Raw genomic sequence first — 20,274 nt, forward strand, 5'->3', positions numbered from 1 at the left:
CAAATCGCGCGGCAATCCGTCGACCATCGCGGCCGCTCGTCGCAGCCGTGGAAAAAGGCGTGGAACACCAAGGTCGAATGGCTGGTTTAAGCCCGATGGACGGAGTCAGGACAATGCACGGCGCGGTGGTTACCTCATATGTCATGTCGCATGGCGGGTTTCGCTATGGCCATATGGCAATGGTGGCCGCGAACGGTTCGCGTGGCATCCGTCGCAATCGGTGGCGGCGATGACCCGCGACATACCGGGGCGGACGGGCCGTCCCGATCCGATCGTCGCGGTCGGCCTGCTCACGCAACGCGATCTGGACGTCCTGGGCACCGGCTTCCGCCGGTCGTTTCCCGTGCGCGAGGACACCGCCTTCGACGATCTGCTGCACGCGCTCGACTCGATCGAGGCCATCGGGGTGCCCGGCAAGTCAAGTTGAGACCCGGTGCGCGGGGTCCGCGCCCATCCGAAAAAACCGGATCGGCACCGCTTCGGACGCTGAACGACTTGGCGCGGGTGCACCTCCCCGGCTAGGGCGATCCGTGTCGCCGGCTTTTCGTCCGGCGCGGTCGGAAAGAGAAATGACTCCCGAACGCTTTGCCCTGCTTACCCGACGCCATCGAGAATGCCTGCGTGGTGTAAAGGCGTTGAAGGGATCGAAGGAGATCGCCGCCGAACTCGGGCTCGGGAAATCGACGGTCGACAGCTATCTCGCCGAGGCAGTGCGTCTGCTGGGCGCGCGCAATCGCCGCGATGCCGCCCTGGCGCTGGCCGAATATGAGGCTGGCGAAAACGACCAAGTCGTTGAAATTGAAGAAAAAACACCCCCCGATAAAATTATACCCGATTCTGCGGGGCTGGTCGAACCGGTGCCGGCCGTGGCACCTCCATCGGCACCGGATGGGAGTACGGTCGGCGGGGCGGTGCAGGACGGCCATGTCCACGCATCGCCCCGCTTGTCTCTTCCCCTCCGGCGGCAAGGTCAGACCCGCAACGACATGAACATGGCCGAAAGGCTGTTCTGGGTTCCTACGATCGCGATCGCACTCGCCATCGGCTTTGGCATGCTGGCGACGGGATTGGACGTCATGACCCGCGTGATCGGGCGTCTGTCGCACCTTGCCGGATGACACCATCTTCCCCGCGCCGGTCGGCATGGGGCTCCAGGTTCGGGCAATGAGTTCGGGGGAACAGGCGATGATCACGGAACAGGACGCAGCGCTTCAGGTGACCCAGCTGCTGTGGAAGTTGGAAAACGAACTCGATGCCGCCTTCTCGACGGTCGGCGAGCTGGCGATGGCGCTGCCGCGTGCGCGCGCCGAGGCCCGGCTGTCGGCGGTGGTCGGCCAGCATGCCTTCGAATAGATCGGCCAGGCGATGCTCGCCATCGGCACGGCGCGCGGCCATACCGTGCAGAGCCACCGCATCCTCGAAAAGGTCGGCAAGACGATCGGTTTCGATGCCGACGACTATGGCGACACCCGTCCCAAGCCGCCCGAAGTGACCGGCAGCGTCGCGCCGATGCCGCTTCGCGTCGCCGCCTGATTGCGGCGTAGCGACGTGTCCCGCATGGCCTGGCCGCAACGGAGCGCGTCGTGACGCATGTCTATGTCTTTCTCGCGCTGCAGACGCTGGTCTGTCTGTACGCGATGATCTGTGGCGGTCGGCCGGAGCGGTGGACGGCGATCATGCTGTTCCTCGCCTCGGTCGCCACGCTGCTCCTGCCATTCGATCCGTCGACCAGTTTCCGGACGGTGGAGAAGCTGGAACTGCTCATCGATTTGTCGCTGATGGCCGGGTTGGTGACGGTGGCGCTGCTCGCCAATCGCTTCTGGCCGTTATGGCTGGCGGCGCTCCATCTGCTGGCGATCGGTATTCACGGCGTGCGCGGGTTCGATACCGCGCTGGTGCCGTGGATGTATGCCGCGGCGGGAGGCAAGCTGGCCTATCCGATGATCGGGTTGCTGGCCGCCGGCGTGCTGCGGCACCGGATGCGCGTGGCGCGATATGGCCATGATCCGGACTGGTCCCTGCCATGGCGGGGCGCGCGCGATGGCGCCTGAACTCTATATGCTCGACTGGCCGGCCGAGGACCGCGCCAGCCTGGAGCGTTTCACCGAGACGATGACCGAGGTGCGCAGCCGCATCCAGGCCATTTCGGGCGATGCCGGCGGCGTTCCGGTGCCGCGTCTGCCGCGCATACCCACGGCGCAGGAATGCGCGCGAGTCATCCTGCAGCGACGGCTCGACCTGCGGCGGATGGCGGGGGATCATGCCGACATGCTGGGCGATCCCGCCTGGGAGATGCTTCTGGCTATATTCCAGTCGGATACGCCCCGATCCGACACCGCGTTGTTCGATATGATCGGCCTGTCGGGGCGGGCGCAGGCCGGGCCGCGCTGGGTCGCGCTGCTGATCGATCGCGGCTGGCTGGTCCGCGAGGATGCGGGGCTGCACCTGGGGCAGACCGGCCGTGCGCTGCTGGAGCGCTATTTCGCGGACTTCTGATCACCGGCGGGGTCGGTGCAACTCCCGGCGCGGCCAAGGGTTCATTCCAGACACGACCATGGGTGAGGAGACGGAGACGATGGCCGAGGATATGGGCAATGGCGGCGGCGCGGGCGCGATCGGTGGCGATATGGGCGCGGGCGCCTTTTCCGACCGATTGAAGGGCGCGGGCGAGGCGATGCAGGCTTCGGGACAGAAAATGGCCGAGGGCGGCTCGGCGGTGACGCTCAAGATGCTGGAACAGGCCGAGACCAACACGCGCGAGGCGTTCGCCGCGATGCGTCAGGCCGCTTCCGCCCGCGATCTGTCGGACGTGATGCGCATCCAGTCCGATTTCATCCGCGAACAGGGCAACCGATCGATGTCGCAGGTTCGCGAGATCGGCGAGATGATCGTCCAGTTCGGTCGTGACGCCGTCGGCACCGCGCGCGGCGAGAAATAATCGGTCATCCCCGCCCGGCGCATCAGGTGGCCGGGCGGGGCATGATCGTCAGGGCGCTGGCGTCGCCGCGGCCGGCACCGGCCCATTGGCGGTCGCATCGAGCAGCAAATCGCCGCCCAGCACACGATAGAGCGTCACCCGGTTGTTCGCCGCGATCAGCTGTGTCGCGATCAGCGTCCGCTGCGCCGAATAGAGCGAACGCTGCGCATCCAGCGTATTGAGGAACGGCGTGATCCCGCCACGATAGCTGGCCTCGGTCAGGCGATAGGTATCGGCGGCGGCGGTCAGGAAGCGGCGATTGGCGCTCAGCTGATCCGCTATCGTGCCCTGTCGTGCCAGCGCATCGGCGGTTTCCTGAAACGCGCTCTGGATCGCTTTTTCATAGGTCGCGAGCAGGGCGTCGCGCTGCGCCTCCGAATAGCGGACATTGGCGATGCCCGCCCCCGCCTGGAAGATGGGATAGCTGACCGAGGGCGCGACCGAATAGTTGAAGCTGCCCCCCGAGAATAGCGACGACAGCGCGGTGCTGGCAAAGCCGACCAGTCCGGTCAGCGAGATGCGGGGGAACAGCGCCGCACGCGCCGCGCCGATCTGGGCATTGGCGGCGCGCAGTTCATATTCGGCCTGCACGACGTCGGGCCGGCGCAGCAGGATGCCCGAATCCAGCCCGGCTGGCAGGGTGGCGATAGTCGGGCTGGCCTCGTCGATCGACTTCGGGAGCAGCGTGGTGTTGATCGGCGCACCGACCAGCAGTTGCAGCGCGTTGACGTCCTGCGCCACCGCCGTGGTCTGCTGCGCCAGATCGGCCTGCGCGGTCGCGAGCACCTGTTCGGCCTGGCGCAGATCGGTGCGCGGCGAGATGCCACCCTCCAGCCGGGCGCGGGTCAGGGTGACGCTGCGTTGCGCGCTGGCGGCGGTATCGCGCGCGATGGTCAGCAGACTCTGGTCCGCGCCATAGTTCAACCACGCCTCGGCGATGTCGCCGACCAGCGTCAGCCGGGTGGCGCGCGCCGCCGCCTCGGTCGCGAAATAGCGGTCGAGCGCCGCGCCGGTCAGCGAGCGGATGCGGCCGAACAAGTCGAGTTCGAAGGCGTTGACGCCCAGATTGACCGACCAGGCGCTGCCGCTGCCATTGGCACCCGTGACGACGCCGCCGGCGCCGCCATTATCGATGCCGCCATTGCCGACACCCCCGTTTCCGGTGCCGCCATTACCCGTGCCGATCCCGCCATTGCCGATACCGGTGCCACCGCCGCCGATGGCGTTGGAGGCCGCACCGCCCGATCCCCGGTCGGTATAGCTGTAGCGGCCATTGGCGCTGACATTCGGCAACAGGCTGGCGCGCTGGATGCGATATTGCGCACGGGTCGCGGCGATGTTCGCAGCGGCCACGCGCAGGTCGCGATTGTTGACCAGCGCCTGTTCGATCAGCCGCTGCAACCGGACGTCGCGGAAGATGTCGGTGTAGCGGACGGTCGGCAGCGCCGCCTCCGACTGGCGCAGATAGGCGTCGCCCACCGGCCAGGACGGCGGCACCGGCGTCGCTGGCCGCTCATATTTCGGAGCCATCGAGCAGGCCGACAATGCGGTCGCGGTCAGCAACAGGGCGGGGAAGGGGGACAGGATACGCATCAGGCCTTCTCCGCTCCACCTTCGGGGGCGGGCTTGTGCCCCGCGCCATGCTCGCTCATCGGACGCCCACGCAGACGCGCCAGCCCGTTGCGCACCGACCGGCGCACCAGCACGAAGAATAGCGGGATGTAGAAGATCGCCAGCACCGTGGCGGTCAGCATGCCGCCGATCACGGCGGTGCCGATCGCGATCCGGCTGTTGGCCCCCGCGCCGGTCGAGATGGCGAGCGGCAGCACGCCGAAGATGAAGGCGAAGCTGGTCATCAGGATCGGGCGCAGACGGATCTTGGCGGCCTCAAGGGCTGCATCGATGACGCGCTTGCCCTGTTTCTCGGCCTGTTCGGCGAACTCGATCATCAGGATCGCGTTCTTCGCCGCCAACCCCATCGTCGTCAGCAGACCGATCTGGAGATAGACGTCGTTGGTCAGCCCGCGCAGCGTCACGAAGGCGACCGCGCCGATCAGGCCCAGCGGGATGATCAGCAGCACCGCGAACGGGATCGACCAGCTTTCATAGAGCGCCGCCAGACACAGGAAGACGACCAGGATCGACAGGCCATAGAGGATCGGCGCCTGCCCACCCGACAGCCGTTCCTGATAGGACAGGCCGGCCCAGGCGATCGCAGTGCCGGGGATTTCAGCAGCCAGTTCGGTCATGCGCTGCATCGCGTCGCCCGAGCTATAGCCGGACGCGGCCGATCCCTGGAATTCATAGGACGGGATGCCGTTGAACCGCGACAGGGTGGTCGGCGCGACGCCCCAGTTGATCGTCGAGAAGGACGAGAAGGGCGCCATCTGCCCGCTCGATCCGCGCACGAACCATTGTTTCAGGTCCTCCGGCTCGGAGCGATAGGGGGCATCGCCTTGGACGAAGACGCGCTTCACGCGGCCGCGATCGATGAAGTCGTTGACATATTGCCCGCCCCAGGCGGTCGACAAGGTGGAATTCACCTGCTGCTGGGTCAGCCCCAGCGCGGCCAGCTTCTGCTGGTCGAGGTCGACGCGTAGCGTGGCGATGTCGGGCAGTTCGGTCAGGCGGACCGAGGCGAGCATGGGGTCGGCATTGGCCTTGGCAAGCAGCTGGTCACGTACCGCCTCGAACTTCTCCAGCGGCATGCCGGAGATGTTCTGCAACTCCATGGTGAAACCGTCCGACTGGCCCAGGCCGCGAATGGCCGGTGGCACGAGTGCGAAGACCTGCGCGTCGCGAAGCCCCCGGAAGGCGGCGGAGGCGCGACCGGTGATGGCGTCGGCGCTGTTCTCCTTGCCCTTGCGATCGGCCCAGTCGACGAAATTGATGAAGCCCTGACCGGTATTCTGGCCGCTGGTGCCGCCCCCGCCGCCGCCGGCGACCGAGAACAGGACCTTGACGTTCTTGCCCTCATGCTGGGCGAAATACTGCTCGACCCGGCGCTGGATTTCCATCGTGCGCGCTTGGGTCGCACCGGCGGGCAGGCGGAACTGGACGATCGCCGATCCCTGATCCTCGGTCGGCAGGAAGCCGGTCGGCAGGCGCAGGAACAGGACGGCCAGCAGCGCCACGACGCCCGCATAGATCAGCAGGAACAGCCATTTGCGGTCGACGACCGTGCGTACGCCCGAGACATATTTGTCGACCGTCCAGTCGAAGCGGCGGTTGAACCCGTCCTTCGCGCGCTGAAGCCCATGCGCCACGCGCGGGAATTTCCGGTCGAGCCAGGCGCCCTCCTCGCCCTCCTTCGCCTTTTGCTTGAGCAGCGTGGCGGTCAGCGCGGGGCTCAGGATGATCGCGACCGCGACCGACAGGATCATCGCCGAGACGATGGTGATCGAGAACTGGCGATAGATGACGCCGGTCGACCCGCCGAAGAATGCCATCGGCAGGAACACCGCCGACAGGACCAGCGCGATGGCGATCAGCGCGACGGTGATCTCCTTCATCGACTCGATGGTCGCCTCGCGCGGGGTCATGTCGGGATTTTCCTCGAGCAGACGCTCGACATTCTCCACGACCACGATCGCGTCGTCGACCAGCAGGCCGATCGCCAGCACCAGCCCGAACAGGGTCAGCGTGTTGATCGAGAAGCCCGCCAGATAGAAGATGGCGAAGGTGCCCAGCAGCACGACCGGCACCGCGATCGTCGGGATCAGCGTCGCGCGCCAGCTTTGCAGGAAGACGAACATGACGATGACGACGAGGATGATCGCCTCGATCAGCGTCTTGACCACCTCGTCGATCGACAGCTTGATGAAGGCGGTCGTGTCGTTGGCGTAGGCGACCTTCAACCCTTGCGGAAAGCCCTTGGCGACGCGGGTGATCTCGGCCTTGACCAGTTCGGCGGTCTTCAGCGCGTCGGCGCCCGGCGCCATCAGGACGGCGATACCGGCACCGGGATGCTGGTTGATCCGGCTGACGGCGGCATAGCTTTCCGCGCCCAGCTCGATGCGAGCCACGTCGGACAGTTTGACGGTCGCGCCGTTGTTCAGCGTCTTGACGATGATCTCGCGGAACTGCTCGGGCGTCTGGAGCCGCGACTGCGAGGTCACGGTCGCGTTCAGCATCTGGGTCTGGGCCGATGGCGTGCCCCCGACCTCGCCCGCCGCGACCTCGGTATTCTGGTTCTGGATCGCGGTCGTCACGTCGGACGGCATCAGCTGGTAGGAGGCCAGCTTCTCCGGATTGAGCCAGATGCGCATCGCATATTGCGAACCGAAGACGTTGGTGTCGCCGACGCCCTGGATACGGCCCAGCGGGTCCTGGAGATTGGAGACGAGGTAATCGGCGACGTCTTGGTTCGTCATCCGGTTGGTCTCGTCATAGACGCCCGCGATCAACAGGAAGTCGGGGTTCGACTTGCGGACGACCAGGCCCTGTTGCTGCACCTGCTGCGGCAGGCGCGCGACCGATTGCTGGACTTGGTTCTGGACCTGCACCTGCGCGATGTCGGGGTCGGTGCCCTTGGCGAAGGTGGCGGTGATCGTCACCGAGCCGCGGCTGGACGAGGACGACTGGAAATAGAGCAGCCCGTCGATGCCGGTCAGCTGCTGTTCGATGACCTGGGTGACCGAGTTCTGCAGCGTCTGCGCCGAGGCGCCGGGGAACGTGGCGCGGATCGACACCTGGGGTGGCGCGACGTCGGGATATTGCGCGATGGCCAGGCCCATGATCGCGCCGACACCCGCCAGCATGACGATGATGGCAAGGACCCAGGCGAAGATGGGACGATCGATGAAGACGCGGCTGAGCATGGTCCGGTCAGCCCGCCTTGCCCTTGGCGGCCTGCATCTTCTTCAACTGTTCGGGCGAGGGGGGCTGGACCTTTTGCGGGCTGTCGGCGGGCACCGCGCGCACGCTCTGGCCGGGACGCAGATTGTTCAGGCCCTGGGTCACGATCTTGTCGCCGGGCTTCAGGCCGTCGGTGACGACCCAGAAGGCGCCTTGCGTCCGCTCCGCACGGACCTTGCGTTCCTCCACCTTGTCGTTCGCGCCGACGACGAAGAGCGTCGCATTGCCCTTCGGATCGCGCGAGACCGCTTGTTGCGGGACCATATAGGCGCTGGTGTCGATAGCTTGAGCGAAGCGGGCTCGCACGAACATACCGGGCAGCAGCAGCCCCTGCGGATTGGGGAAGCGCGCGCGCAGCGTCACCGTGCCGGTCTGCGGATCGACCACAGCCTCGGCGAACTCGACCGTGCCGGTCTGGCCGTAATCGCTGCCATCCTCCAGCCGCAGCGTCACGCGCGCGCTGGCGGGGATCAGGCCGTCGCGTGCCGCCAGGCTGCGGCGTAGCGACAACAGGTCGGTCGCGGATTGCTGGATGTCGACGAAGATCGGGTCGAGCCGCTGGATCTGCGCCAGCGGATCGGTCTGCCCCGCGCTGACGAGCGCGCCGACGGTGAACAGCGAGCGACCGATGCGGCCCGTGATCGGGGCGGGGACGGTGGTGAATTGCAGGTTCACGCGCGCGGTCTCCAGCGCGGCGCGGGTCTGCGCCACCTGCGCGGCGGCCTGCCGCGCGCTGGCCTGCGCGTTGGTGTAATCCTGCTTCGAAATGGCTTCGATCTGCGCCAGCGGGCGATAGCGTTCGGCCAGCGTGCGCGTCGCGTCGGCATTGGCCTGTGCGCTTTGCAGGTTCGCGGCGGCCTGGTTGACCGAAGCGCGATAGAGGCGCGGGTCGATCTCGTAGAGCGGCTGGCCGCGCTTCACCAGCGTGCCCTCGGTGAAGAAGCGGCGGCGGATGACGCCGGTCACCTGCGGGCGGACGTCGGAGCTTTCGAAGGCGGTGGTGCGCGCCGCCAGTTCGGTGACGATCGGGGCATTGGTCGGCTGCACGGTGACGAAGCCGACGGTCGGCGTCTGCTGCTGTCCGGCGCCGCGTCCCTTGGCCGCGCCGCCCTTGTCTCCGCCGCATCCCGACAGGGTCGCCAGGGCGAGGGCCATGGCCGTACCGGCGAGCATCGGGCGCCCGCGAAAGCCTGGAAAGTTCAATTCGTTCACCTGCCTGAGATTTGTGCCGCGCAAGGCGACCCGCGTGTCAATGCATGAACCCGCGAAACGTTGCTGACCTGTGACAAAGTGCACGATGGGAGCGCGGAAAGGCAAGCGATCATGGCCTAAATCCTCCGCCTTAATTGTCGCAATTTGTCGCGGTGCGGCAAAAGCGGAGGCGCGGGGACCCTTTGAGGTTCTGATGCATTTTCAAGGGACATGACCGATCGGGATGCTGATAAGCGCCTTGCCGCCGATGCCGCCGTGCGCGAAATTCGCGACGATATGCTCGTGGGGCTGGGCACCGGCTCGACGGCGGCCTACGCCATCGCCGCACTGGCCGAGCGGCGGTTGCGGATCGAGACGGTCGCCACATCAGAGGCGAGCGCGGCGCTGGCGCGGTCGCTGGGCTTGATCGTGCGCGATTTCGCCGATGTCGCGCGGGTCGATGTCGCGATCGATGGCGCCGATGCCATCGACGGCGTCTTGCGGGCGGTCAAGGGCGCGGGTGGCGCGATGTTGCGGGAGAAGGTCGTGGCCACCGCCGCCGACCGGATGATCGTCATCGCGGACGGATCGAAACGGGCCGAGCGTCTCGGGGCGACCAAGCTGCCGATCGAGATATTGCCGTTCGCCAGGCGCTTTGTAATCGACCGGCTGGCACCGTGGTTCGTGCATTGCGAGGAACGGCCGGACTATCGCACCGATAACGGCCATATCGTCGTCGACGGATATGGCTGGGACGATGGCGCACCGGAGGCGCTGGCATCGGCATTGATGGCGATCCCGGGGGTGGTCGGGCACGGGCTTTTCCTGACGGAGATCGACGCCGCCTATATTGCCGACAACGGCATCGTTACCCGGCTGGAACGGGAGCGGAACCCGCGCTAAGGCCGGACGCGCATGGTAACCAGAGCGAGCGCGGAGGCGTTCGATCGTACATTAAAGGATGAGGCCAGTTTCATGACCGATGCCACCACCAATGCCGTGGCCGACAGCCATCTCCACCAGGACGGGTCGATCGAGCGCCTGACCATCGACACCATCCGCACCCTGTCGATGGACGCGGTGCAGCAGGCCAATTCGGGCCACCCCGGCACGCCGATGGCGCTGGCTCCGGTCGGTCACACCATCTGGTCGAAATTCCTCCGCTACGATCCCGCCCATGCCGACTGGCCCAACCGCGACCGCTTCGTGCTGTCGGTCGGCCACGCCTCGATGCTGCTCTACTCGCTGATCCATCTGGCGGGGATCGAAGAGATCGACGCGGACGGTCAGAAGTCGGGCAAGCCCGCGCTGAGCTTGGAGGACCTGAAGGGCTTCCGCCAGCTGAACTCCAAGACGCCGGGCCACCCCGAATATCGTCACACCACCGGCGTCGAGACGACCACCGGCCCGCTGGGTGCGGGTTGCGGCAACTCGGTCGGCATGGCGATCGCCGAGCGCTGGCTGGCCGCGCATTTCAACCGCGAGGGTTTCCCGATCTTCGACCATGACGTCTACGTCGTGTGCGGCGACGGCGACATGATGGAGGGCGTCGCATCCGAGGCGGCCTCGACCGCCGGGCACCTCAAGCTGTCTAACCTCTGCTGGATCTACGACTCGAACCAGATTTCGATCGAGGGCGGCACCGACCTCGCGTTCGACGAGGATGTGGGCAAGCGGTTCGAGGCCTATGGCTGGAACGTCATCCATGTCGACGACGCCAACGACATCGGGGCACTGACCGCCGCGCTCGACAATTTCAAGGCGACCGAGGACAAGCCGACCTTCATCGTCGTGAAGTCGGTGATCGGCTATGGCAGCCCCAAGGCGGGCAGCGAAAAGGCGCATGGCGAGCCGCTGGGCGAAGACGCGATCCGCGCGACCAAGAAGGCCTATGGCTGGCCCGAGGACGCCAAGTTCCTGGTTCCCGACGGCGTGCGCGAAGCGTTCCAAGGTGCGATCGAGCAGCGCGGCAAGCCGCTCCGAGACGAATGGGTCGCGATGGTCGACAAGTATCGCGCCGAATATCCCGAACTCGCCGCCCAGCTCGACGCGATGCTCGCTGACAAGCTCCCGGACGGCTGGGACGCTGACATCCCGGTGTTCGAGGCGGATGCCAAGGGCGTCGCCAGCCGCGATTCGGGCGGCAAGGTGCAGAACGCCATCGCCGCCAAGGTGCCGTGGCTCGTCGGCGGCTCGGCCGACCTCGCGCCTTCGACCAAGACGCTGATCAAGGATGGCGGGTCTTTCCAGGCGGGCAGCTATGATGGCCGCAACCTGCATTTCGGCGTGCGCGAGCATTCGATGGGCGCGATCGTCGACGGCATGGCGCTGTCGCATCTGCGCTCCTACGGCGCGACCTTCCTGGTCTTCTCCGACTATATGCGCGCGCCGATCCGTCTGGCCGCGATCATGGAGCTGGGCGCGGTGTTCGTCTTCACGCACGACTCGATCGGCGTGGGCGAGGACGGTCCGACCCACCAGCCGATCGAGCATCTGGCGACGCTGCGTGCGATCCCCGGCCTCGACACCATCCGCCCCGGCGATGCCAACGAAGTCGCCGAGGCGTGGCGCTGCGCCGCCGAGTCGGCCAGCCACCCGACCGCGCTGATCTTCTCGCGTCAGGCGCTGCCGACGCTGGATCGCGGCAAGTACGCACCGGCTTCGGGCCTGAAGAAGGGCGGCTACGTCCTCGCCGATTGCAAGGGCACGCCGGACGTCATCCTGATCGCCACCGGCTCGGAGCTGTCGCTGGTGACCGACGCCTATGAGAAGCTGAGTGCCGACGGGATCAAGGCGCGCGTCGTCTCGCTGCCCAGCTGGTATCGCTTCGAGATGCAGGACGCCGCGTATAAGGAAAGCGTCCTGCCGCGCGCCGTCACCGCGCGTCTGGCGGTCGAGCAGGCCGGGTCGATCGGCTGGGACCGCTATGTCGGGTTCGAAGGCCGCACGATCACCATGTCGACGTTCGGTGCCTCCGCCCCCATATCCAAGCTGCAGGACAAGTTCGGCTTCACCCTCGACAATGTCGTGAAGGTGGCCCGCGAATTGGTGGAGACCAAGTGATGAGCAAGCTGTCGGAACTGGGCGCCAAAGGCTGCGCCCCCTGGCTCGATTTCGTCGATCGCAAGTTTCTGGAGGCGAAGGGCTTGGAAAAGCTCGTCGCCGAGGACGGGCTGACCGGCGTGACCTCCAACCCGTCGATCTTTGAAAAGGCGATGGGGCATGGCGACGCCTATGACGCCACGCTCGCCGCCTTCGACAAGGAAAATCCCGGCGCGGCGACCATCGACCGCTACGAGCATCTGGCGATCCAGGACATCAAGGCGGCGGCGGAAACGCTCAAGCCCGTCTATGATCGGCTCGACGCCAAGGACGGCTATGTCAGCCTGGAGGTGTCGCCGTACATCGCCGACGATACCGACGCGACCATCGCCGAGGCCGAGAAGCTGTGGCACGCGGTCGACCGCCCCAATCTGATGATCAAGATCCCGGGCACCGATGCGGGCGCGCCGGCGATCTCGGCGACCATCGCCAAGGGGATCAACGTCAACGTGACGCTGCTCTTCTCGGTCGACGCCTATATCAAGGTGGCCGAAGCCTATGCGACCGGCCTGGAGGAGCGGGTGAAGGCCGGCCAGCCGATCGACCGGATCGCCAGCGTCGCCAGCTTCTTCATCAGCCGTATCGACTCGGCGATCGACAAGAAGATCGACGAGCGGGTCGCCGCCGGGGATGCGGAGTCGGATGCGCTGAAGGCCGTGCGTGGCAAGGTCGCCATCGCCAACGCCAAGATGGCCTATCAGTGGTATCTGGACTTTCTGAAGTCTGACCGCTGGCAGGCGCTGGCCGCCAAGGGCGCACAGCCGCAGCGGCTGCTCTGGGCGTCGACGGGGACCAAGGACCCGTCCTTCCCTGACACGCTCTATATCGACACGCTGATCGGGCCAGACACGGTCAACACCATGCCGCCCAAGACCATGGACGCCTTCCGCGACCATGGCACGGTGGCCGAGACGCTGACCGCCGACATCGACGAGGCTCGCCACGTGCTGGCCGAAGCCGACCGGCTGGGCCTGGACCTGAACGGCGTGACCGACACGCTGGTCGCCGAGGGGGTCGCCTCCTTCGTCAAGGCGTTCGATGATCTGCTCGGCGCCATCGGCCAGAAGCAGCCGGCGGCCTGATGCCCCGGCAGGCCCCCTCCCCAGACACGGGGAGGGGGCCTTTCTCTTTTTCACGACAGTAACGGAGTTTCCGCATGAAGATCGGTCTGGTCGGCCTCGGCCGCATGGGAGGCAATATCGCACGCCGCCTGATGCAGGCTGGGCATCAGGTGGTGGCCTGGGATCGCAGCGACGAGGCGGTGCAGACGCTCGCCAAGGACGGCGCGGAAGCCGCCACCGGGCTGGAGGACATGGCCGCCAAGCTCGCGGATAAGGCGATCTGGTGGGTGATGCTGCCCGCCGGCGCCCCGACCGAAGACACGATCGCGGAGATCGCCAAGCTGGCCAAGGACGGCGATGTCGTCATCGACGGCGGCAACAGCTTCTACAAGGACGACATCCGCCGCGCCAAGATGCTGGCCGGACAGGGCATTCATTATGTCGATGTCGGCACCTCGGGCGGCGTCTGGGGGCTGGAGCGCGGCTATTGCATGATGATCGGCGGCGACAAGGAAACCGTCGATCACCTCGACCCGATCTTCGACGCGCTGGCACCCGGCCTAGGCGACATCGTCCGCACGCCGGGCCGCATCGCCGACAAGGTCGATGCGCGCGCTGAAAAGGGCTATATCCATGCGGGGCCCGCGGGCGCGGGCCACTTCGTCAAGATGATCCACAACGGCATCGAGTACGGCCTGATGCAGGCCTATGCCGAGGGCTTCGACATCCTCAAGTCGAAGAACAGCGACAAGCTGCCCGAGGACGAGCGCTTCGACCTGAACCTGACCGACATCGCCGAGGTGTGGCGTCGCGGCAGCGTGATCTCGTCCTGGCTGCTCGACCTGACCGCGATCGCGCTGGCCAAGGATGAGATGCTGGAACAGTTCTCGGGCCATGTCGCCGATTCGGGCGAGGGCCAGTGGACGATCGACGCGGCGATGGAGGAGAAGGTCCCGGCCAACGTCCTGACCGCCTCGCTGTTCGCACGCTATCGCAGCCGCGTGGATCACACCTATGGCGACAAGGTGCTGTCGGCGATGCGCTTCGGCTTTGGCGGCCACACCGAAATCCCGCAATGACGAAACCCATCCGGCTTGTCGTGTCGGACGTCGACGGCACGCTCGTCGACCCCAACAAGACGCTGCGCGCCGCCACCATCGCCGCCGTCAAGCGGCTGGAGGCGGCGGGCGTCGGCTTCACCATCATCAGCGCCCGACCGCGTTCGGGTTTGGGTTGGTTGGCGGACGAACTGGCGATCGACGCGCCGATCGGGGCGTTCAACGGCGGCACCGTGTTCCGCCGCGACGGCTCGGTCGACGCGCGGTTCCGGGTGCCCGTCGCGGTGGTCAACGACGTACTGGCGATGGCGGCGGACAGCCCCGTCGCCATCTGGGTCTTCGCCGACGACCGCTGGTACGCCAGCAGCGCAGAGGGCACCCATGTCGAGCATGAGCGCAAGGCCTCCGCGCAGGAGCCGGTGATCACGCAGGATTTCACCGCGCTGGCCGACAAGGTCGACAAGATCACGCTCGTCAGCGACGATGCCGAACTGCTGCGCGGCCTGCACGACCGTGCCAATGACGCGCATGGCGGGGCCGCGACCATCGCCCAGTCGCAGACCTATTATCTCGACGTGACCGCGCTGGAAGCCAACAAGGGCGATGGCGTGGCGACGCTGGCCAAGGCGTTCGGCGTCTCGCTGGAGGAGGTCGCGGTGCTGGGCGACCAGGCCAACGATCTTCCCATGTTGAGACGCGCGGGCCTGCCGATCGTGATGGCAAATGCCCCCGATGCGGTTAGGGAACAGATATTGGTACACACCCGTTCCAACGCGGACGATGGCGTGGCCTATGCCATTGATACCCTTATCCTGCCCAGAATCGGAGTGCCTTCATGAAGCAACTGGTTGCGTTCGACCTCGACGGTACGCTGGCCGAAAGCAAACAGCCCCTGGGCGAACCGATGGGGGAGGCGCTGGCCGACCTGCTCGACGTCGCGCATGTCGCGGTGATCTCGGGCGGGGACTGGCCGCAGTTCGACAAGCAGGTGGCAAGCCGCCTGCCCGAACGCGCCGACCGTACCAAGCTGTGGCTGATGCCGACCACCGGCACCAAGCTCTACACGTACAAGGACGGTAGCTGGACCCCGGTCTATGCCGAGCTGTTCGACGATGCGACCAAGGCCAAGATTCTGGAGGCGTTCGACGCCTCGCTGGAGGCGACCGGCTTCGTGCCCGAACAGACCTGGGGCGAGCGGATCGAGGATCGCGGCAGCCAGATCACCTTCTCCGCGCTCGGCCAGCAGGCGCCGATCGACGCCAAGGAACATTGGGACCCCAAGTTCGAGAAGCGCAAGGTCATTCAGGCGGACCTCAAGCAGCGCCTGCCGGGCCTGTCGATCAACATGGGCGGCGCGACCTCGATCGACATCACTCGTGAGGGCGTCGACAAGGCGTACGGCCTGAAGAAGCTGCGTGACGCCAGTGGTATTGAACTCGATGCGATGATGTTCATCGGCGACGCGATCTTCCCCGGCGGCAACGACTATCCGGCCAAGGAGCTGGGCCTCGACACGGTGCGCGTGCGCGACCCGGAAGAGACGCTGGCGGTCATGGCGGGGATCGTGGCCTGCCTGAAGAAGTAAGCTCGGGCGCCTCCGCCGCCCTACGCGCCCGCACCGGACCGGCGCACGAGGCGGTGGATGCGGCGTACGGCGCGTATCGGCTGGACGATCGGGAAAGCTACACGGCGTTCCTGATCGCCCATGCGCGCGCCTTGCCGGCGGTCGAGGCATGGCTCTTGCATCGGTCGATCGGCTTTGCGTGGCGGCCGCGCAGGGACGCGCTGGCGGCGGATTTGGCCGCTCTGGGTTGCGACATGCCCGAACCTTTGCCCTTCGCGATCGCCGATGACCAGGCGGCGCGTTGGGGCGCGCTGTACGTGACCGAAGGGTCGCGACTGGGCGGCGTGATGCTGGCCCGGCAAGTGGGCGAGGGGTTGCCCAGGGCCTATCTCGAATCGGGCTTCGGCCCCGGCGAGTGGCGTGATTTCCGGCAAGCGCTGGACGCTGCGGCCGCTGACGCGGCGTGGATCGACCGCGCGGTGGCGGCGGCCGAACGGGTCTTCATGCTCTATAAACAAGCCGCTTAAACCCGCCCCCCATTTCAGCCTGAGCAAAGTCGAAGGCCATGGGACTGATCTCAACACCCTCACCCTTCCGGCGCTCCGCGCCTCCCTCCCTCTCCCGCCGGGAGAGGGAAGGGGCCCACCCGCGTTAGCGGGTGGGAAGGGTGAGGGCGGCTAAGGGCCCGTCTCATGGCCTTCGACTTCGCTCGGGCTGAACGGGCGTTTGGGGGCGTTGAGGGGGACGGACAACGAATCCCGCCCGCCCCCTCAATCCGCGATCGGCGCGATCACGATGGCCCTCAGTCCCGGCTGGTTGTCGTCATATTCGATCGAGCCGGACAGACGCTGCATCATCGCCGCCATCATCCGGCTGCCAAAGCCGCGTCCGTCGCCGATCGGCTCGTCGGTCCGGCCGCGTCCTTCGTCGGCCACGACCAGGCGCAGGCGGTTGCCATATTGCTCCAGCGTGATCGTCACCGGTCCGGCCGCGCCGTCATAGGCGTATTTGGTGGCGTTGATGATCAGCTCGGTCGTAACCAGCCCCAGATTGATCGCACGATCGGTCGGCATCAGCACGGGCGCCAGATCGAGCCGCATCTGCGAGCCCCAGTCTGCGCCGAGCGACTGCTTCATGTCGCCGACCAGCTCCTCCAGATAACGCGCCAGATCGACCGTCTGGATCTGGTCGTCGCGGTAGAGCCGGCGATGGACGAGCGCGACCGCGGACAGGCGCGCCTGCGCCTCGGTCAACTGTTCGCGCACGCCCGGATCGCTCGCCGCCTTGGCCTGGAGCGCCAGGAAGGACGAGACGAGCTGGAGACTGTTCTGGACGCGGTGGTCCACCTCCTTCATCAACACGTCCTTCTGCTGGAGCAGCAGGTCCTTGTCGTCGAGCGTCCGTTGCAGCGCGGCGTTCAGGCCGCGCAGGCGGTTGTTCTGGAAACTGTCGTGCAGCGCGCGGCGCAGCCGGTGCGCCGCCTCCACCTCTTCCAGGGTCCAGCGCCGCGAACGGCCGCGCACCGTCTCGCGCCAACTTTCGAACGAGGCGCGCGGGCTGAGCGTTTCATCGGGGCGCAAGGCGACCGACTTGTGCGGGTTGCCCGCCCATTCCACCTCTTCGATCTGTTCGGCGCGGAACCAGAGCAGGCTGAGGCCGCCATCGATCAGCGGCAGCGACAGCACGCCGCTGGTGGTCGCGGCTAGCGCCTCGGTATCAGGCATCACCGCGCCCAGCTCGTGCGTGCAGTAAAGCTCGCCACCGCCCCGCAGCAGCGCCCATTGCGCGATTTCCAGTAGCGCCAGCGTCGGCGGACAATGGCCATGGGCATAGACCCGGCCGCCATCGATCAGCGCGAAGCCGGTCGCGTTCATCATCCCCATCAGGTCGGGCAACAGATGCCGGATGGCGGGGACGACCTCACCCTGGCCGGCGAGGCGCGGCAGGATCGCATCCTCGGCGGCGCGCAGGCGGAAGCGTTCGCGGTAGAGCTCGGCCTCTTCCTTCGCGCGGATCTGACGGGCCAGCCCGCTCGCCAGCGTGGCGGCGGCGGCGCGCAGTTCGGGCGACAGGCGATGCGGCGTCCGGTGGTGACAGGCGATCATCCCCCAGAGCAGCCCGTCCTTGACGATCGAGATCGATGCCGACGCCTCGACCCCCATGTTGCGCAGATAGCGGACATGGACCGGCGACACGCTGCGCAGACCGACATCGCTGAGGTCGATCGTCTCGAACCCTTCGGGCCGCAGAGGGGCGGGGACATAGCCGGCATCGGGGATGCTGCGCGTGCGGTTACGGATATAGAGCGCACGCGCCTGTTTCGGAATGTCGGAGGCGGGGAAATGATGATGGAGGAAGGAATGCAGCCCCGGCGCCTTCGCCTCGGCCACGACCCGCCCCGAATCATCGTCCAGGAAGCGGTACAGCATGACCCGGTCGAACCCGGTCAGCGTGCGAAAGGTGGTCGCGGCGCGCTCGTAGAGATTCTGCAGGTCGCCGGTGCGCTCGAAACTGGTCGCCGCGGCATCGAGCCAGCTGAGCGGACTGCCCGCCCCCCAGGGCGCGTCGGCCAGCGCCGGCTCCAACTCGACGAGCAGCCGTTCGCCGTCCAGACGATGCGCGGTCACCGCGAACGATTCGGTACTGCCCCGGACCGGGCGAGTCGCGGTCATCGACCCCGGGCCCGCCGGCATCGCCGAGAGCATGTCGGCGACTTCGGCACCCAGCAGCGCGGCGAGCGGGGCGTTGAGCCAGTCGCTGGCCAGCCGCTCCTCGATCGCGCCGGCGCCGGCGATGACGGTCAAGGGCTGTCCCTCGACCACCAGCAACAGCCCATGCGGCTGGATCGCGCCGGGTATATGAATGGGTTCCCGATCGCAGGCCGTGATATCCTGGCCCGGATCGGTCTCGACGAGGCGCGTGGCCATCAGGGTCGGACTTTCCTCACCTACGCCACATGCCGGGTTTCCCGGGGACATGCAAATGATCGAGATCAAGGGATAAATCCAGAAATGGGATGAATGGCCCCGGTCAGGAACAAAGATTGCGCAGTCGGGTAATATCCGGTTAAGGCCAAGCAACGGACTCAAAGAGCCGTGTTGGAGAGGACATGATCGACGATTTCGATTTCGCGCTGGGCGAAAGCGCGGACATGATCCGTGAAGCGACCCGCCGTTTCGCGACCGACCGCATCGCACCGCTGGCCGCGCGGATGGATGCGGAAGACTGGTTTCCCCGTGACATATGGCCCGAGATGGGCGCGCTGGGCCTGCACGGCATCACCGTCGCTGAGGCCGATGGCGGGCTGGGCCTGGGCTATCTGGAACATGTCGTCGCGATTGAGGAAGTGTCGCGGGCCTCGGCCTCGCTGGGCCTGTCTTACGGCGCGCACTCCAATCTGTGCGTCAACCAGATCAGCCGCTGGGGCAATGCCGAGCAGAAGGCCAAGTATCTGCCCGGCCTGATCTCGGGCGAGCATGTCGGTAGCCTGGCCATGTCGGAGGTGTCAGCCGGCTCCGACGTCGTCTCGATGAAGCTGCGCGCCACGAAGGTCGAGGGCGGCTGGAAGCTGAACGGCACGAAATTCTGGATCACCAATGCGCCTTATGCCGATACGCTGGTCGTCTATGCCAAGACCGGCGAAGGAGAGGGAGGGGGCGGCAGCCGGGGCATCACCGCCTTCCTGATCGAGAAGGACATGGCCGGCTTCTCCATCGGCCAGAAGATCGACAAGATGGGCATGCGCGGCAGCCCGACCGCCGAGCTGGTCTTCAACGACTGCTTCGTTGGCGACGCGCAGGTGATGGGGCCGGTGAACGGCGGCGTCGGCGTGCTGATGAGCGGGCTGGACTATGAGCGTGCGGTGCTGGCGGGCATCCAGCTTGGCATCATGCAGGCGTGTCTCGACGTGGTGGTGCCCTATGTCCGCGAGCGCCGCCAGTTCGGGCGCGCGATCGGCGAGTTCCAGCTGATCCAGGCCAAGATCGCCGACATGTATGTCGCGCTCAATTCGGCGCGCGCCTATGTCTATGCGGTCGCGCGCAGCTGCGATGCGGGACGGACGACCCGGTTCGACGCGGCGGGTGCGATCCTGCTCGCCAGCGAGAATGCGGTGAAGGTGTCGCTGGAGGCGATCCAGGCGCTGGGCGGGGCGGGCTATACCAAGGACTGGCCGGTCGAACGCTTCGCGCGCGATGCCAAGCTGCTCGACATCGGGGCGGGGACCAATGAGATTCGCCGGATGCTGATCGGCCGCGAGTTGATCGGCAAGATCGAAAAGGTGGCGCAATGACGGCCGACCCATTCCTCCCCAAGCTTGCTTGGGGAGGGGGACCGCGCTCGCAGAGCGTGGTGGAGGGGCAAGCCCCTCGCCCCACCACCACCCCGTCGCGGCGGTCCCCCACCCCCAAAAAGAAAGGGTGGGGGGGGAAAGACCCCCGCACAGCCGCCCCCCCGCAAATCCCG

19 protein-coding genes are annotated in these 20,274 nt (G+C 66.6%); 15 read left to right on the forward strand and 4 right to left on the reverse strand.

Features of this window, described 5'->3' with window-relative positions; genetic code table 11:
* Positions 1-229 precede the first annotated feature (229 nt).
* From GGR48_RS04040 to GGR48_RS04065, 7 genes are all read left to right on the forward strand, one after another.
* The gene (locus tag GGR48_RS04040) at positions 230-427 is read left to right on the forward strand and encodes a hypothetical protein (protein WP_183950558.1); all 198 of its coding nucleotides are present in this window, start codon (positions 230-232) and stop codon (positions 425-427) included.
* Positions 428-569: 142 nt separating this feature from the next.
* Positions 570-1,118 carry a helix-turn-helix domain-containing protein gene (locus GGR48_RS04045; RefSeq protein ID WP_183950559.1) on the forward strand — a complete coding sequence of 183 codons (549 nt, stop codon included), beginning with the start codon at positions 570-572 and terminating at the stop codon, positions 1,116-1,118.
* Between the two features lie 67 nt (positions 1,119-1,185).
* The gene (locus GGR48_RS18050; protein ID WP_240456177.1) at positions 1,186-1,353 is read left to right on the forward strand and encodes a hypothetical protein; all 168 of its coding nucleotides are present in this window, start codon (positions 1,186-1,188) and stop codon (positions 1,351-1,353) included.
* A gap of 12 nt (positions 1,354-1,365) precedes the next feature.
* Positions 1,366-1,533 carry a hypothetical protein gene (locus GGR48_RS18055; RefSeq protein WP_240456178.1) on the forward strand — a complete coding sequence of 56 codons (168 nt, stop codon included), beginning with the start codon at positions 1,366-1,368 and terminating at the stop codon, positions 1,531-1,533.
* A gap of 50 nt (positions 1,534-1,583) precedes the next feature.
* Complete coding sequence (locus tag GGR48_RS04055) at positions 1,584-2,051, forward strand: hypothetical protein (protein WP_183950560.1); 468 nt, start codon at positions 1,584-1,586, stop codon at positions 2,049-2,051.
* A complete protein-coding gene (locus GGR48_RS04060) occupies positions 2,041-2,496 on the forward strand; it encodes a hypothetical protein (protein ID WP_183950561.1) in 456 nt (151 codons plus the stop codon). Before GGR48_RS04055 ends, GGR48_RS04060 begins: the two co-directional genes overlap by 11 nt.
* Positions 2,497-2,554: 58 nt before the next feature.
* On the forward strand, positions 2,555-2,938 hold the full coding sequence (locus GGR48_RS04065) for a phasin family protein (protein WP_183950562.1): 384 nt from the start codon (positions 2,555-2,557) through the stop codon (positions 2,936-2,938).
* Positions 2,939-2,986: 48 nt separating this feature from the next.
* Here GGR48_RS04065 and GGR48_RS04070 read toward each other — a convergent pair whose 3' ends face one another.
* Genes GGR48_RS04070 through GGR48_RS04080 form a run of 3 tightly spaced genes read right to left on the reverse strand, consistent with a single transcriptional unit; the run spans position 2,987 to position 8,989 of the window.
* Positions 2,987-4,570: an efflux transporter outer membrane subunit gene (locus tag GGR48_RS04070; RefSeq protein WP_183950563.1), complete on the reverse strand. Its 1,584-nt coding sequence runs from the start codon at positions 4,568-4,570 to the stop codon at positions 2,987-2,989.
* Positions 4,570-7,797, reverse strand: coding sequence for a multidrug efflux RND transporter permease subunit (locus GGR48_RS04075; protein WP_183950564.1), 3,228 nt, complete (start codon positions 7,795-7,797; stop codon positions 4,570-4,572). Before GGR48_RS04075 ends, GGR48_RS04070 begins: the two co-directional genes overlap by 1 nt.
* A 7-nt stretch (positions 7,798-7,804) precedes the next feature.
* Entirely contained in the window at positions 7,805-8,989 is a 1,185-nt protein-coding gene (locus tag GGR48_RS04080) for an efflux RND transporter periplasmic adaptor subunit (RefSeq protein ID WP_240456179.1), read from the reverse strand.
* Between the two features lie 267 nt (positions 8,990-9,256).
* On the opposite strand from GGR48_RS04080, the gene rpiA reads away from it, so the two are divergent.
* From rpiA to GGR48_RS04115, 7 genes are all read left to right on the forward strand, one after another.
* Positions 9,257-9,928 carry a ribose-5-phosphate isomerase RpiA gene (gene rpiA, locus GGR48_RS04085; protein WP_183950566.1) on the forward strand — a complete coding sequence of 224 codons (672 nt, stop codon included), beginning with the start codon at positions 9,257-9,259 and terminating at the stop codon, positions 9,926-9,928.
* A 72-nt stretch (positions 9,929-10,000) separates the two neighbouring features.
* Complete coding sequence (gene tkt, locus GGR48_RS04090; RefSeq protein ID WP_183950567.1) at positions 10,001-12,088, forward strand: transketolase; 2,088 nt, start codon at positions 10,001-10,003, stop codon at positions 12,086-12,088.
* A complete protein-coding gene (tal, locus tag GGR48_RS04095; RefSeq protein ID WP_183950568.1) occupies positions 12,088-13,209 on the forward strand; it encodes a transaldolase in 1,122 nt (373 codons plus the stop codon). The genes tkt and tal overlap by 1 nt, the downstream gene beginning before the upstream one ends.
* 74 nt (positions 13,210-13,283) lie before the next feature.
* Positions 13,284-14,267 (forward strand): phosphogluconate dehydrogenase (NAD(+)-dependent, decarboxylating), encoded by a 984-nt coding sequence (gene gnd, locus GGR48_RS04100; RefSeq protein WP_183950569.1) that lies wholly within the window; start codon positions 13,284-13,286, stop codon positions 14,265-14,267.
* Positions 14,264-15,085 (forward strand): Cof-type HAD-IIB family hydrolase, encoded by an 822-nt coding sequence (locus GGR48_RS04105; RefSeq protein ID WP_183950570.1) that lies wholly within the window; start codon positions 14,264-14,266, stop codon positions 15,083-15,085. The genes gnd and GGR48_RS04105 overlap by 4 nt, the downstream gene beginning before the upstream one ends.
* Positions 15,082-15,831: an HAD-IIB family hydrolase gene (locus GGR48_RS04110; RefSeq protein ID WP_183950571.1), complete on the forward strand. Its 750-nt coding sequence runs from the start codon at positions 15,082-15,084 to the stop codon at positions 15,829-15,831. The genes GGR48_RS04105 and GGR48_RS04110 overlap by 4 nt, the downstream gene beginning before the upstream one ends.
* A gap of 53 nt (positions 15,832-15,884) precedes the next feature.
* Positions 15,885-16,337, forward strand: a complete 453-nt coding sequence (locus tag GGR48_RS04115; RefSeq protein WP_338110542.1) for a heme oxygenase-like domain-containing protein — start codon at positions 15,885-15,887, stop codon at positions 16,335-16,337.
* Between the two features lie 243 nt (positions 16,338-16,580).
* Here GGR48_RS04115 and GGR48_RS04120 read toward each other — a convergent pair whose 3' ends face one another.
* Positions 16,581-18,737, reverse strand: coding sequence for a histidine kinase dimerization/phosphoacceptor domain -containing protein (locus GGR48_RS04120; protein WP_183950572.1), 2,157 nt, complete (start codon positions 18,735-18,737; stop codon positions 16,581-16,583).
* 182 nt (positions 18,738-18,919) lie between these two features.
* On the opposite strand from GGR48_RS04120, the gene GGR48_RS04125 reads away from it, so the two are divergent.
* Entirely contained in the window at positions 18,920-20,101 is a 1,182-nt protein-coding gene (locus GGR48_RS04125) for an acyl-CoA dehydrogenase family protein (protein ID WP_183950573.1), read from the forward strand.
* Positions 20,102-20,274: the final 173 nt, after the last annotated feature.

Origin of the sequence: Sphingomonas pseudosanguinis (assembly GCF_014196255.1) — a bacterium.
Taxonomy (GTDB): Bacteria; Pseudomonadota; Alphaproteobacteria; order Sphingomonadales; family Sphingomonadaceae; genus Sphingomonas; species Sphingomonas pseudosanguinis.

Excerpts from the sequence above, each read along its gene's own strand:
- GGR48_RS04040 (WP_183950558.1), top strand. The coding sequence starts at position 230 with ATGACCCGCGACATACCGGGGCGGACGGGCCGTCCCGATCCGATCGTC.
- GGR48_RS04045 (WP_183950559.1), top strand. The coding sequence starts at position 570 with ATGACTCCCGAACGCTTTGCCCTGCTTACCCGACGCCATCGAGAATGC.
- GGR48_RS18050 (WP_240456177.1), top strand. The coding sequence starts at position 1,186 with ATGATCACGGAACAGGACGCAGCGCTTCAGGTGACCCAGCTGCTGTGG.
- GGR48_RS18055 (WP_240456178.1), top strand. The coding sequence starts at position 1,366 with ATGCTCGCCATCGGCACGGCGCGCGGCCATACCGTGCAGAGCCACCGC.
- GGR48_RS04060 (WP_183950561.1), top strand. The coding sequence starts at position 2,041 with ATGGCGCCTGAACTCTATATGCTCGACTGGCCGGCCGAGGACCGCGCC.
- GGR48_RS04065 (WP_183950562.1), top strand. The coding sequence starts at position 2,555 with ATGGGTGAGGAGACGGAGACGATGGCCGAGGATATGGGCAATGGCGGC.
- GGR48_RS04070 (WP_183950563.1), bottom strand. The coding sequence starts at position 4,570 with ATGCGTATCCTGTCCCCCTTCCCCGCCCTGTTGCTGACCGCGACCGCA.
- GGR48_RS04075 (WP_183950564.1), bottom strand. The coding sequence starts at position 7,797 with ATGCTCAGCCGCGTCTTCATCGATCGTCCCATCTTCGCCTGGGTCCTT.
- GGR48_RS04080 (WP_240456179.1), bottom strand. The coding sequence starts at position 8,989 with ATGGCCCTCGCCCTGGCGACCCTGTCGGGATGCGGCGGAGACAAGGGC.
- rpiA (WP_183950566.1), top strand. The coding sequence starts at position 9,257 with ATGACCGATCGGGATGCTGATAAGCGCCTTGCCGCCGATGCCGCCGTG.
- tkt (WP_183950567.1), top strand. The coding sequence starts at position 10,001 with ATGACCGATGCCACCACCAATGCCGTGGCCGACAGCCATCTCCACCAG.
- tal (WP_183950568.1), top strand. The coding sequence starts at position 12,088 with ATGAGCAAGCTGTCGGAACTGGGCGCCAAAGGCTGCGCCCCCTGGCTC.
- gnd (WP_183950569.1), top strand. The coding sequence starts at position 13,284 with ATGAAGATCGGTCTGGTCGGCCTCGGCCGCATGGGAGGCAATATCGCA.
- GGR48_RS04105 (WP_183950570.1), top strand. The coding sequence starts at position 14,264 with ATGACGAAACCCATCCGGCTTGTCGTGTCGGACGTCGACGGCACGCTC.
- GGR48_RS04110 (WP_183950571.1), top strand. The coding sequence starts at position 15,082 with ATGAAGCAACTGGTTGCGTTCGACCTCGACGGTACGCTGGCCGAAAGC.
- GGR48_RS04120 (WP_183950572.1), bottom strand. The coding sequence starts at position 18,737 with ATGGCCACGCGCCTCGTCGAGACCGATCCGGGCCAGGATATCACGGCC.
- GGR48_RS04125 (WP_183950573.1), top strand. The coding sequence starts at position 18,920 with ATGATCGACGATTTCGATTTCGCGCTGGGCGAAAGCGCGGACATGATC.